The organism is Nostoc sp. C052, from assembly GCF_013393905.1.
Taxonomy (GTDB): domain Bacteria; phylum Cyanobacteriota; class Cyanobacteriia; order Cyanobacteriales; family Nostocaceae; genus Nostoc.
Genome location: NZ_CP040272.1, coordinates 7326487 through 7341495, shown reverse-complemented (window position 1 = coordinate 7341495; position 15009 = coordinate 7326487). Strand labels below are relative to the sequence as shown.

Annotated in this window: 5 protein-coding genes; 3 read left to right on the top strand and 2 right to left on the bottom strand. The window is 40.9% G+C overall.

Features of this window, described 5'->3' with window-relative positions:
- Nucleotides 1-35 precede the first annotated feature (35 nt).
- The gene (locus FD723_RS30295) at nucleotides 36-1616 is read right to left on the bottom strand and encodes an efflux RND transporter periplasmic adaptor subunit (protein ID WP_179068650.1); all 1581 of its coding nucleotides are present in this window, start codon (nucleotides 1614-1616) and stop codon (nucleotides 36-38) included.
- 1320 nt (nucleotides 1617-2936) lie between these two features.
- The gene (locus FD723_RS30290; RefSeq protein ID WP_179068649.1) at nucleotides 2937-4226 is read right to left on the bottom strand and encodes a glycosyltransferase family 4 protein; all 1290 of its coding nucleotides are present in this window, start codon (nucleotides 4224-4226) and stop codon (nucleotides 2937-2939) included.
- A 946-nt stretch (nucleotides 4227-5172) separates the two neighbouring features.
- Between FD723_RS30290 and glyS the strand changes: the two genes are divergently transcribed.
- From glyS to FD723_RS30275, 3 genes are all read left to right on the top strand, one after another.
- The gene (gene glyS / locus FD723_RS30285; protein WP_179068648.1) at nucleotides 5173-7326 is read left to right on the top strand and encodes a glycine--tRNA ligase subunit beta; all 2154 of its coding nucleotides are present in this window, start codon (nucleotides 5173-5175) and stop codon (nucleotides 7324-7326) included.
- Between the two features lie 84 nt (nucleotides 7327-7410).
- Entirely contained in the window at nucleotides 7411-8907 is a 1497-nt protein-coding gene (gene murD / locus FD723_RS30280; RefSeq protein ID WP_179068647.1) for a UDP-N-acetylmuramoyl-L-alanine--D-glutamate ligase, read from the top strand.
- 138 nt (nucleotides 8908-9045) lie between these two features.
- On the top strand, nucleotides 9046-14436 hold the full coding sequence (locus FD723_RS30275; RefSeq protein ID WP_179068646.1) for an ATP-binding sensor histidine kinase: 5391 nt from the start codon (nucleotides 9046-9048) through the stop codon (nucleotides 14434-14436).
- Nucleotides 14437-15009: the final 573 nt, after the last annotated feature.

The following is a 15009-nucleotide window of genomic DNA, read 5'->3' as shown; positions in this document are numbered from 1 at the left end:
CCCTGCCCCCCTGCTCCCTCATCTCCCCTATTCAGCTAAGGCTTCTGACTACCCGCTTCTTCCGGTGCAGGCTTGATGGGAGCGCCATTGGTTACATTAAGAATACCGGAAACAACAATTTTGTCCCCAGCTTTTAATCCGTCAAGAACTTGATAATTATTTCCCTCAATAACTCCCAATTTCACAGATTTTTGTTGAGCCACTAAAGATGAAGATCCAGGTTTAGACTTATCTGCTGGCGCTTGAGCCACAAACACAAAAGTCTCCCCACCTAACCGAGATACTGCTGTAACTGGAATTAATATTCCCGGACGTTCATCCCAGATCACTCTGGTTTGCACTGACTGAAGATTAAGCAGTCGATTTCTCAAATTGCCAAAGTTAGCTTTCACTAAAACTGTCTGCGAATCTGAACTGGCATTGGGGGAGATAAAACTGATCTTACCGGTTGATGTCGGTTTACCTTGGGCATCCAACATTTGTACAGGTAAGCCCAAGCGCAACTTTCTGGCTTGATTTAGGGGAATGGATATATTCAGTTCTAAAGAGTCGTTTTTGGTCAATGTGGTCAGTTGATCCCCTTGTCCTACATACTGTCCTACCTTGACTGGGATATCACCAACAATACCTGTGAAAGGAGCTAGGACTTTTGTGTATTGCAGTTGAACTTGAGCCGACTGGACTTGAGCGGCTGCTTGGCTAACTTGCGATCGCCCTTGGGCAATATCTTCGGGGCGGTTGCCATTCACCTGCTGCCGGTAGAATTGTCTCTGTTGTTCTAAGGCAGCACCCAGCTGTTGGATATTAGCAGTTCTGCTTTTGCGGAGTTGCTCTAAGTTTTTCTGGGCTGCAACCAACGCCGCTTCTGCACTAGCTTTGTTTTTCAGGTATTCATCTAAGCTATCTTGAGAAGTTGCCCCTTCTTTGGTTAATTGTGCGTATCGCGTTGCTCGTGCTTGTGCTAGTACTAAATCGGATTTGGCGGAATTAACTTGAGCTTCAGCTTGCTGAATTTGCTGTGGTAACGAGCCAGATACGGCATCTTGATATTTTGCTTCGGCTTGATCTAGCTGGGCTTTGGCTTGGGAAACTACTTCTGTTCGAGTCCCCGCTTTGAGTTCAGCAAGATTTGCTTGGGCTTGTTCTAGTGCTGCTTGTCTTTGGCGTAGCTGGGCTTCGGCATCATCACTTTGCAGGCTAATAATGACTTGCCCTTGTTGAACACGATTGCCTTCTTTGATGAAAATCTGAGTAATTCGTCCTTCAACCTGTGGCTTAATTGGTACAGATAGTGGTGCCTCTAAGGAGCCAATAAACTCCGAACTTTCCTGCACAGTTTCAGTTTCTACAGTTGCTAACTTGACAGGGATTGCTGGTTGCCCAGTACTGGCTCCAGCCGCAGGTGCATTGCTAGCGTTACTAGTTTGCCACCAGCGCCAACCAAAACCAACACCTGCAACTAACAGGATAATTCCTAATATTAGGGGCCAACGCCGTTTTTGAGGTGGCTTTGGCGATCGCTGTGGCAATGGTTGCGATTCTTGATTAGGATCGGTAACAGCAGGCTGTTCTACTTCAATCGGAAGGGGAGAGTCAGGGAACTGAGGATTGGACATCTTCGTTTTCTCGTCTTGTGGATTTAGACTTGGGCAATCTACTCTTCGCTAAAAAAGCATTATTTTGAATAGTTTTTTAGCCCTTTTTCTCTATGTTGGTGACAAAATTTTTGGGTATTTGGGCGATCGCTCACGATGTCTAGCACCTAAAACGAACCAATATCATCTAGCACATTATGGTCATTTTGTACATTACTTAACTCCAATCGTTTTTTAAATTGTAATTTATAAAACTTTTCTAACTAGTAAAAACTCAGTGCCTTGTCTCAGATAAAAAGCACAATTCATCTTATTGCAGGCAATCAAATGAAACCTCTGTCTCCTTCAATGGTGAAGTGCTAGTACCACGCACAAATAGATTCACAAAAATTTACATGTAATATTTAGAACCTTAGTCTAGTGTGGTAGATATATCGCTAAAACGCAGGATACCGTGAAGCAACATACTCGCGGAACTATCTACAGATGCTTTACATCTATGCCTGAAGATACTGTGTCCGGCTCTTGACTTTTTCGCCAATACACAATCATCTGTGCGCGCAGTGATTTTTCAGTTTCGTATAAGATTCAGAAAGGTGAACTGGGGATGTTGCTTCGCTTCTGCAATAAATGTCCAAATCAGGTCTTCATGCTCCTCCATCATCTTGGTTGCAAAGCCTTGGATAATTCTTGAAGTCAATGTACAGGTTTTGAGTCTACTCATCCTAATAGGCTACAGTTTGAGACTGTCAAGCGATCGCTTAGGTAATCACAAGTTAGTGGTTGCTCTTTGTTGTGGAAATGACGAAAAAAAGTTACTTGAGTGAACATCGCAACACAAGCAATTTCTTACGTTTTAGCTTCGATTTAACCTACTGTTGCAGACACCTCAGTTGTCGTCTTAATCAAGGTTGCACGAATTTTTGCCATCCTTGATATTAAGTTTTCTATGAGTGTTTGCAAGCGCTTGCTTGCATTATAACCACATAGTAGACGAGATAGTATATAAGTCACAGATGAGTTTATCGTTCTTAAGTTGTAGTGAGTACTGATCTTAAGGAAGAAAAGAGTATGGAGCGATGCCTTCTCTATGAGACGTTCCCCATAGCTTGCTCCCCCGTAGGAGTTAGGTGGGCTATGCCTACACTGATTAATTCAGCTTTATTCATCAAGTTATCCTCACCAAGAACGACGTGCAATCAATTAGTGTTCTCTAGAGTCCTATTTTTGAGCAATCTTAACTTCCTACAGTTAGTTCACCCGATCGGTTGATTCGCAACTCACCCGAATGGGTGATTTAATTTATCCAAATTAGGGTATTGGCTGTGTAGACAATCCCCTTTAACCATCCACAACTGATTTATTGGAATCAAATTTCGGAAAGATTCCCATAGTTGATTTGTGGTTAGTAACAATGTGAGAAAGAAGCAACTCATACCGATCGAGTGCTTGTTCCAAGGAATAGTTTTCTTCGGCAAACTGTCTTCCTTTGTTGCCTAGCCTTGCTGCTAGAGTAGGATTAGTATATAAATCATGCACCGCAGCTGCCATTGCATGGGGTGATTCTGGCTCAACAATTATCCCACCACCACTGAGTTCGATCGCTCTAGCAGCAGTACCAGTGGCGGGAACTGAACCCACAATTGGGCGACCACTCGCCAATAGCAATGGTATTTTTGAAGGCATATTGAACGAAATCACATTGCACTTTTGCACAATTAATCCTACATCAGATGCCGCTAGCATTTCGGGTAGTTTTTCTCGCGGCTGCAAAGGTAGCAGCAAAACATTATCTGCTCCATTTAATAGACAATATTCCTGCAACCTTTGTAATGCTTTTGATTCGCCAACGATTACAAAGACAATATCCTTAATATGACGCAAGCAAACTGCTGCTTCTATTACTGTTTCAAGACCTTGTGTTAGAGCAATATTGCCCGAATAAAGTACTACAAATTTATCATCCAGTTGATGGTTAGATATCCAAGAGTTGTTCGCTTTGGGTAAAGGCCGGATGAAATTTAAATTTACCCAATTGGGAATACAAACAATTTTATTAACAGGTACTCCCTTATTCACTAAGTTATCGCCAAATCCATCGGCAATGACACTAATAGTATGTGCAGTCTGATATGCAAATTTCTCTAGAGCTGTAAGAGTTCGGATCATCCACTTGTTTTTCAATAGCCCAATACGTACAGCGGCTTCTGGTAGAATGTCTTGCACATTCAGAACTACTGGGCAGTTGTATAACCAGCCAAATATTGTTGCTGGCAACGTACCTAATAGAGGTGGAATTGTTAAGAGAATCACATCGGGACGTCCACCTTTAAAGGCTTGGGGTAAGCTGGTGAAAACAAAACTCAACTCTAGTAATAGCCGATCTACGAGGTTAGGTTTGGATTTAATTCGGAGGTAACTTCGCTCAATAGTGACACCATTTTTTTGTTCAGTAAGATACCACTTACCTCGATACCCATCATAAATTTCGCGCTGAGGATAGTTGGGCATTCCCGTAATCACTCGCACTTCATGACCTCGCTTGACTAATCCTTCTGCCAATTCAGTCATTAACGGGGCAATTCCAATCGGCTCTGGATGATAGTTGTAGGAATAAATCAGAATGTGCATGAGCTATTTGTGAATTACGTGAATACAGTATGAGACGATCGAATTTATTCCTTCATAGCAAGTAAAGGCTGCTACTTTTATTACTTGTTTAAAGTTGTAAGATTGCTTGATTAAAATTGCGTTAAGTAAATGATAAAAATTAAATCAAACTATGTATTTTGCAATGCAAACTTAATTAAATTGGATTGTAGTAAGCGGCTCCAGTCCTATTTCAAAAGCTAGAGCCGATTACTACAGACCTTTAATTATTCATACCGACTTACTTAAACATTGTTTATGAATTTTATTAGTGGTTTTTAAAAGAAAGTTTTTGTACTGAATAATAAAATTAAAAATCAAAACATCATTTTGTGTAAGCAGGTTGAGGTTCCTATAGACATAGGCTTTAATAATTTTTGATGATTATGACAATAGTTGATCTAGTTGTTTTTGAACTAATGTCTAAACTTACACTTCGGGGATTGTAGCATTATATTCACTGTTGTGCATATAACCCTCATTCCGCCTTTTAAACTGGCACACGAAGTATTTTTAACCAAGTCATAAATATTGTGTTCATTGTGGAGCATCTCACTTTTTTGAATAGTTCAAAAGCACTGACATAAAGGAAGAGTGCTGAGTTAAAAGCGCCTCGGCTGAAAGTGAAAAAACTTTACACAAGAGCAGCAGTGTGTCGCTCTTGATAAGTACATAAGTACTAGCTAGTTTTTCTTCACTCAGCACTCCTGAAATGAGTTTGAATTATAGCCCACCAGTTCACTGAACTACTGGGGTTAGAATAGAGATTCAGTAAATTTGCATTTTTTCGTGAAGTTTTGCATAAAATGCCAAGTTTATCCAACAAACCTTTTGCCGCAAGCTAGAACTGCCCTCAGCTAAAAATCACGAGCGATCGCCTGAGAATAACTGATAAAGTTGAGCTACGCAAAGTTGAAAACAGTGTTATATGCCTGGGTTTCTATTAGAAGTTGGTACAGAAGAACTACCTGCAAGTTTTCTCAGTGATGCTTTAGTGCAATGGCAGGAACGCATTCCCCAAAGCTTGGAAGCAAACAGCCTCAAGGGCGCAAGTGTCCAGGTGTACGGTACTCCCCGGCGGTTGGCGGTATTGATTACAGGGCTACCATCGCAGCAACCAGATCGAGAAGAAGAAATTAAAGGGCCCCCCGCCCAAGCTGCCTTTAAAGATGGTCAGCCGACAGCAGCAGCAGCAGGCTTTGCCAAAAAGCAAGGTGTGGAACTGGATGCGTTGTCTGTTCGCCCCACTGACAAAGGGGAATTTGTCTTTGTTCTTAAAAAAATCACAGGTCGTCCTGTGGCGGAAATTTTGACCGAACTCGTTCCCCAGTGGATTTGGGGTTTAGAGGGTAAGCGGTTGATGCGTTGGGGTAATGGGGATGCCAGGTTTTCCCGACCAATTCGTTGGCTGGTAGCTTTGTTAGATGAGACAGTGCTGCCTCTAGAATTAGTGAATGGTTCTAAAACTGTTCAGAGCGATCGCATTTCTCAAGGTCATCGGGTCTTGCATCCTGAACCTGTGACAATTGCCCAACCTACTGATTATGTTACAACCCTCAAGTCTGCTTATGTCAACGTTGACCCAGAAGAACGGGCAAATCTGATTAAAGAGCAAGTAAATGCAGTTGCAGAAAATTTAGGTGGGTATACAGTAATTTACCCCGATTTGTTAGCAGAAGTAATCAACCTTGTAGAATATCCTTCCGCAGTTGTCGGGAAATTTGAACCAGAATTTTTAGAATTACCAACTGAGGTAATTACTGAAGTCATGGTTACTCATCAACGTTATTTTCCTGTATTCAAACCAGGGAGTTTTGAACAAGAATTATTGCCCAACTTCATCACCATTTCTAACGGCGATCCGAAAAAATCAGATATTGTTGCCGTGGGAAATGAAAGGGTAATTCGTGCCAGATTAGCTGATGGTAGATTTTTCTACGAAGCTGATTTAACTAAGCCAATAGATAGCTTTTTACCCCAGTTGGAAAAAGTCACTTTTCAAGAAGAATTGGGTTCGGTACGCGCCAAGGTAGATAGAATAGTTCAAATTGCCGAACAAATTAGCAATCAATTAAAACTAGGGGAAAATCAAAGCCAAAGAATCCAACGTGCTGCTTTATTATGTAAAGCAGATTTGGTGACACAAATGGTATATGAATTCCCAGAATTGCAAGGCATTATGGGAGAAAAATATGCCTTAGCTAGTGGTGAAGATGCCGAAGTAGCAAAAGCAATTTATCAACATTATTTGCCAAAGGGAGCCGGTGATATTTTACCAGGAACACTCACAGGTAAAATTGTCGGTTTGGCAGATAGATTAGATACTTTAGTGAGCATCTTTGGTTTAGGTTTAATTCCCTCTGGTTCATCCGATCCCTTTGCCTTGCGTCGTGCTGCCAATGCTGTAGTTAAAATTGTTTGGTTTGATAACTTGCCGATAAATTTAGATGATTTATTGAAGCAGATAGCAACAGATTTTGCAGCAAAATATCATAAGGATGGGGCATCATTAACCACAGCATTACAAGAGTTTTTCTTGCAACGCATCCGCACTTTACTACAAGAAGAAAAGCAGATTGATTACGACTTAGTAAATGCAGTTTTGGGAGAAAATGATCCAGAATACACAGAACGGACGTTAAAAGATTTATTGGATGTCCGCGATCGCGCCTTATACTTACAACAAATCCGCAACGACAGTACCTTAGATAACATCTACGAAACCGTTAACCGTTCCACACGATTAGCCGCTCAAGGCGATTTGGATACAAAACAGCTAGAACCAACAACCGTAGTTCGTCAAGAATTATTCCAAAAATCCTCTGAGAGTGCTTTGTATAAAGCCTTAATCGATTCAGTACCGGAAACTCAAGCAGCACAGCAGACACGAAATTATCAACTGTTAGTAGCAGCACTCACAAAAATTGCTCCGGCAGTTAGTAACTTCTTTGATGGCCCAGATAGCGTTTTAGTTATGGACTCCGATCCAGAAATTAAGCGTAATCGGTTACATCTGCTGGGATTAGTTCGCAATCATGCCCGTGTTTTAGCTGACTTTGGTGCGATCGTCAAAAATCTGTAGCGTAGGTTAACAAAAACTGGTGTAATTTTTGCCAATAAACGCTAGTATAGGGAGTGCTTAACCAGGGACACTCTGCTGCAATCTATGCCTAGAGCTACTGTTATTGGATTGGGAAAGTCCGGTGTTGCTGCGGCGAGATTGTTGAAACGGGAAGGTTGGGAGGTAGAGCTGAGTGATGGCAACACCTCCGAAACCCTCCTGAAACAACAACAAGAACTCGCTGCCGAGCAAATAACCGTAAAACTCGGCCAATCTCTAGAATTAAATGGTGCTAATTTACCCCAATTAATAGTCGTTAGTCCTGGCGTCCCTTGGGATATTCCCGTCTTAGTTGAGGCACGCCAATTAGGTATTGAAACCATTGGCGAAATGGAACTCGCTTGGCGAAATTTACAATCGCTACCTTGGGTAGGAATTACCGGCACTAACGGCAAAACTACTACCACAGCTTTAATTGCTGCAATATTCCAAGCAGCAGAATTAAATGCACCCGCCTGCGGTAATATTGGCTACGCCGCTTGTGAAGTTGCCCTATCTCAGGGAGCAGGGAGCAGGGAGCAGGGAGCAGGGGGAGCAGGGGAGGCAGGGGGAGCATTTGATAATTCCTCACTCCTAACTCCTAACTCCTCACTTTTAACTCCTCACTCTTCACTCGATTGGGTGATTGCGGAAGTTAGTAGCTATCAAATAGAGTCTTCGAGTTCTCTTGCTCCTCGGATCGGTGTTTGGACGACTTTCACACCGGATCACCTCAGTCGCCATAAAACTTTAGAGAACTATTACAACATCAAAGCCAAGTTATTACGTCAGTCTGAGTTGCAAGTCTTCAATGGCGATGATGCCTACTTGAGTCAGTTAGGTTTAAGTGCTTGGCCTAATGCCTATTGGACAAGTGTGAGAGGAAAAGATTTCCTGATTAGCGAAAAAGGCTTTTACATCGAAGACGGCTGGGTTGTGGAAAAATTGACTGCAACCTCTACACCAGAACCAATTGTGAAAGTATCTGCTTTGCGAATGGTGGGAGAACATAACCAGCAAAATCTGTTGATGGCAGTAGCAACAGCAAGATTAGCAGGAATTAATCGTGATGCGATCGCACTTGCAATTCGAGAATTTCCTGGTGTTGCCCATCGTTTGGAGCATATCTGCACTTGGGAAGGTATTGATTTCATTAACGACAGCAAAGCCACCAACTACGATGCTGCTGAAGTTGGTTTAGCATCCGTTAACAGTCCAGCGATTTTAATTGCTGGTGGAGAAGCCAAAGCCGGAGATGATACTGGCTGGTTAGCAAAAATTCAAACCAAAACTGCTGCTGTGTTATTGATTGGTTCTGCTGCACCCGCATTTGCTAAACGTCTGCGAGAGGTAGGGTATCATAATTACCATATTGTGGAAACAATGGAAAGGGCAGTTCCCAAGTCGGCAGAGTTAGCCAAGCAGTATGAAGCGCCTGTGGTGTTGCTATCTCCGGCTTGTGCGAGTTTCGATCAGTACCCAAATTTTGAGGTGCGGGGCGATCGCTTCCGTCATCTATGCCTTGCTTGGGCGGGAAATTATATGTACGTGGCTCCCTTTTAAGGCATTCTTCCAAAAAAACTATGTCCTCAGTAAATGTTGAACAAAGGCACTCATTTACGAGAGAAATTAGTTGTTCACAAATCAAATAGGAGTCCTATCTGGGAATACTAAATCCAGAAATCATCAGGATTTAGCAGCATGGTTAGCAATCTAATTAGTATTCCCGTTAGTATTCCCGGATATTACATAACTGAAGAACTCTACAATGGTTCCAGAACCCTTGTTTTTCGAGGGTATCGAGAAACCGACTCCTTAAGAGTCGTTATCAAGCTGCTGAAAAATCCTTATCCCAGCTTTAGCGAACTCGTACAATTTCGCAATCAATACACCATTGCCAAAAATCTCAACTTAAAAGGAATCATCCACACCTACAGCCTAGAACCGTACAAGAATAGTTATATATTGGTGATGGAAGACTTTGGGGGAATTTCCCTCAAGGATTATTTCGCCAACAATAATAATGTCGCGTCTCTAGATGAATTTTTACAAATAGCCATATCTCTATGTGACATCTTAGATATTCTTTACCGTCAGAGAATTATTCATAAAGATATTAAACCCAGCAATATTTTAATTAACCCCGAAACCAAACAAGTAAAACTAATTGACTTTAGTATTGCCTCTTTGTTACCACGAGAAATCCAAACTCTCATCAGCCCTAATGTATTAGAGGGTACACTTGCTTATATTTCTCCAGAACAAACAGGAAGGATGAATCGGGGAATTGATTACCGGACTGACTTTTATTCTTTGGGTGTAACTTTTTACGAATTGCTCACAGGAAAGTTGCCCTTTGAGTCAAATGAACCAATGGAATTGGTGCATTGTCATATTGCAAAACAAGGACCAGCGTTAGTTGACAGCAAAGAAATTCCCCAAGTTATTTCTGATATCGTCATCAAATTGATGGCAAAAAATGCCGAAGATAGATATCAAAGTGCTTTAGGTTTAAAGCATGATTTAGAAAAATGTCTGTACCACATCCAAGAAACTGGTAAAGTTGGAAACTTTGAGATTGGTAAGCGGGATATTTGTGACAGCTTTATTATCCCTGATAAACTTTATGGACGAGAAACCGAAGTAGAAACCCTATTCCAAGCATTCGAGCGCATCAGCACGGGGACAACTGAAATGATGTTGGTAGCTGGTTTTTCGGGTATTGGCAAAACAGCAGTTGTTAACGAAGTTCATAAACCCATTGTTAGACAACGTGGTTATTTTATCAAAGGAAAATTTGACCAATTTAATAGAAATATTCCCTTTTCTGCATTTGTGCAAGCATTCCGGGATTTAATGGGGCAATTGTTAACAGAAAGTGATGCCAAAATCCAACAATGGAAAACCAAAATTTTAGAGGTTGTAGGTGAAAACGGACAGGTAATTGTTGAAGTTATTCCCGAATTAGAAAGAATTATTGGTACTCAAGCACCAGCACAGGAATTATCAGGAACTACGGCACAAAATAGATTTAATTTATTATTCCAGAAATTCACCCAAGTCTTGACTAGTAAAGAACATCCATTAGTGATGTTTTTAGATGATTTGCAATGGGCTGATTCGGCATCACTGAAATTAATGCAGCTATTAATGGCTGATACAGGATATCTTTTCTTAATTGGTGCATACCGCGATAACGAAGTCAATCTAGCCCATCCGTTAATGTTGACTTTGAGTGAAATTGAAAAAACGGCAGCAACTATTAATACTATTACTTTAGCTCCACTGAATCTAGATAAGGTGAATAAGTTAGTTGCCCAGACACTTAAGTGTGCAGAAAATTTGGCATTACCTCTTTCTAAATTGGTAGAGAAGAAAACTCAAGGTAATCCTTTTTTTGCGACACAATTTCTCAAAGCATTGCATCAAGATGGACTAATTAAATTTGACTTTGATTTAGGCTGTTGGCAATGTGATATTGCAGCAGTGACTCAGCGAGTGTTCACTTCGGATGTAGTTGAATTTATGGCATTACAGTTACAAAAACTGCCAAAATCAACACAAGAGGTTTTAAAGTTAGCTGCTTGTATTGGCAATCAATTTGATTTACAAACATTGGCGATTGTTTGCGAATTATCTGAGGTAGAAACGGCTACTAATCTATGGGCTGCTTTGCAGTCAGATTTGATTTTACCCCAAAGTGAGGTTTATAAGTTTTATCAAGATAGTTATGAACACAATCAAATTAGCGATCGCTCTGCCCGCCGTGGGCATCGCCAGACAGCTAAGTATAAATTCTTGCACGATCGCGTCCAACAAGCTACTTATTCTTTGATTCCTCAAGATCAGAAGCAATCTACTCATTATCGTATTGGCAACTTACTCCTAGAGAATCTCTCAGAGATCGATAGGGAAAATCAGCTTTTTGAAATTGTTCATCACCTGAACATCGGCAGTTCATTAATTGTTAGCCCCTCGAAACGTGAAGAACTTGCCCAGTTAAACTTGGCTACAGGAAATAAAGCCAGAATTTCTACTGCTTATAAAGCTGCTTCTAACTACTTTGTTGCTGGTATTGATTTATTAGCAATAGGCTATTGGGAAAAGCAGTATCAGCTATCTTTAAAATTGTTTCTAGGAAGAGCAGAAGTTGAAACGCTTGCAGGTCATTTTGAGTTGGCATCTAGTTTAATCGAAACAGTTATTGAGCAAACGGATAGTCTACTCGATAAATGTGCAGCTTATGAGCTAAAGATGCGAATAAATACTGCCTCTGGACAACCCCAAACCTCTATCGATACTGCTTTGGTGGCTCTGAACTTATTACATATTCCATTGGAATCCGAACCTCCTAGCAGCGTTGATTTTGAGCAACTATTAAACCTCCCAGAGATGAGTAATCCTGCCAAACTCAAAGCAATGGAAATTCTCATGTCGGTGATTGGTGCTGCCTATGTTGCCCAGCCAGGACTCATGTTGCCAGTCACCCTAACCATGCTCAAATTATCCACTCAGCATGGCAATTCACCGATTGCTGCGTTCACCTATGCTTTTTATGGTGTCTTACTCTGTGGGTTTATGGGCGATATTGAATTGGGTTATCAATTTGGTCAACTTTCGCTCAAAATTCTGGAAAAATACGATGCTCGTTTCTTAAAAAGCAAGGTATATGCTCTCTTCTATTCGATGATATGTCCCTGGAAAGAACCTATTTCTGCAACGATTAATGGCTTGCTAGAGTCCATTCAAAGCGGTTTAGACACAGGGGATATAGAATATGCTATGTACAGCTTAAAAGATTACTGCCATTATTATTTCCTAACAGGTGCATTTCTTGATGATGTGAATGCAAAATACGAAAAATATCTGGCATTAAGCCGCAAGATTGAGTACATACATGACGATCTTGCCATCTGGCAACAGATAGGAATCAACCTGAAAAATTCCCACATTGGAGATGTACAGATTACCCTTGAAAATCTCAATGAAGCAGAGACTTTCCATAGTTTGAAAGAGAAGCAATATAATATACCTTTGTTTAGTGCTTACTTTGCTAAGTGCCAACTAAATTACTTCAAGGGTGACTATGCAAAAGCCATTGAAAATGCAAATGAGGCTAGCACTTACCTTGATTTTGTAATTGGCAAAATCTATCCTACGGTGCATAATTTCTATCTATCGCTGGCACTATTGGGGCTTGCCCAAACATTAGAACCAGAGGAACGCTCAGGATATCTTGATCTAGTCAGGAAAAATCAAAGTCAATTAGAAATCTGGGCTAATCATGCCCCAATGAATATCCTCCACAAATTTTATCTAGTCAAAGCTGAAATTTGTCGAGTTTTGGGAGAGAAAAGCGAAGCCATCGAATATTACGATCGCGCGATCGCTCTCGCCAAGGAAAACGGCTATATCCAAGAAGAAGCCTTAGCTAATGAACTTGCAGCTAAATTTTACCTAGATTGGGGTAAAGAGAAAGTTGCCAACAGCTATATGCAGGAAGCTTACTACGGCTACGCTCGCTGGGGTGCAAAAGCCAAAATTACCCTTTTAGAACAACAATATCCCCAACTACTAGCGGCGATGCTCCCACCCCCTTCCCTTCCCGTTACCCATGAGGGAACCATCGCCCAAACCTTGATGAGAAGTTTCACTAACGTCAATAGCAGCCAGAATTTATGGTTAGATGTTCCGGCGGTAATCAAAGCAGCGCAAGCTATCTCACAAGAAATTGAGTTAGAAAAACTGTTAGCAACCTTGATACAGATGGCGATTACTTCGGCGGGAGCGCAAATCGGTTGTTTAATTCTCCGCCAAGACGAACAATGGTTAGTAGTTGCTCAAGCCGATTCAGAGCAAACACACAGGTTAGAAATCCTCCTCGAACAATGTCAAGAAATTCCCCAAAGTGTTATTTATGCGGTAGCGCGGACACAAAAGACGACTGTGTTTGAAAACTTGAGCGATTCAGCCCAATTTGCAGGCGATCGCTATGTTACCACCCACCAACCCAAATCCGTGTTATGTACTCCCATTAGCCAGCAAGGAAAATTAATTGGTATCCTGTACTTAGAAAATAATCTCACCACAGGGGCATTTACGAGCGATCGCCTGCAAGTCATTCAACTCCTCACCGCTCAAGCAGCTATTTCCTTGGAAAATGCCCAGTTGTATTGTCAATTAGAGGAATATTCCTATAGTTTGGAGCAAAAAATCTCCGAACGCACCCAAGAACTCACACAAAAAGCAACGCAGCTAGAATCAACTTTACAGGAATTACAACGCACTCAATCCCAACTAATTCAAGCGGAAAAAATGTCTAGTTTGGGACAATTAGTTGCTGGTATTGCCCACGAAATTAATAATCCGATTAATTTCATCTATGGCAACCTCGAACCAGCGAGTCAATACGTGACATCCTTAATTGAAATAAATCATTTATACCAAAATAACTACCCACAACCAATCCCAGAAATTGAAGAAAAAATTGCTGATGTGGAACTATATTTTTTGGTTAATGATTTGCAAAAGCTGTTTAAATCGATGAAATTAGGAGCAGAACGTATCCGCCAAATTGTTCTATCGCTGCGTAATTTCTCCCGTTTAGATGAATCCGAAATCAAACCAGTAGATATTCACGAAGGTATTGATAGCACGCTGTTAATTTTACAGCATCGGCTCAAAAATAGTAGCAAAAATGCAGAGATTTCAATCATTAAAGAATACAGTCAAATGCCTTTAGTTAATTGTTATCCATCTGCTTTAAACCAGGTATTCATGAATATACTCAGTAATGCCATTGATGCCCTAAAAGAATTAGATGTAAATCAAAAACCCACCATCACAATTCGTACTCAAATACAAGAGCAAAAATATATTTCTATCCAGATTATCGACAACGGGATGGGGATGAGTGAATCAGTACGAAATAAGATATTTGAACCATTTTTTACTACGAAACCTGTAGGTAGTGGCACAGGTTTAGGATTGTCAATTAGCTATTCAATTGTCGTAGAACAACATGGAGGTCAGTTAAACTGTATTTCGGCTCCAGGAAAGGGTACAGAATTTATCATTAAAATACCAGTGTAAATTGATTTGCATATCTGGGAATAGGGGTAAAGCAAGGCTATTTCATTCTAGACATAAACCGCCCTACACTTCAGTGTAGAGCTAATAGCTAAAGTCAGTTTTAACGGACTATAAGGTAACTGCAAGAAATAAATTATGCAATTTTGTGGGGTGGGCATCTTGCCCGCCCAGTCTATGTGGCGGACAAGATGCCATTAGTGTCAACTTAAGGTTAAAACCCATTTGTCAACGATGGGTTTTGTTAGGAATGAAGTATAAAGGTGAACTTTCTCTGACTTTTATACGCAAGCTGGGAGTGATGCTAATAAACAAAGCATTAATAGTCCCTGAAAAAGTTCGTTTTTTGTTCCTTTCAAACCGAATTTATCAGCATAAATGCTTATTGACATAGGAAGTTTGAGCTTAACTTGACACCTATGGCAAGATGCCCACCCCACAAGAGTTAATTGCAATACTGTTCGGTTAAGCATTTTTAACTTGAAATTGGGTTTGGGATAAAGGTTAAAGGTTTTTCTTTTCCCTTTTCCCCCGCCCCTTATCCCCAGAGGGGGCCCCACCTTCCCCTTTTCCCCT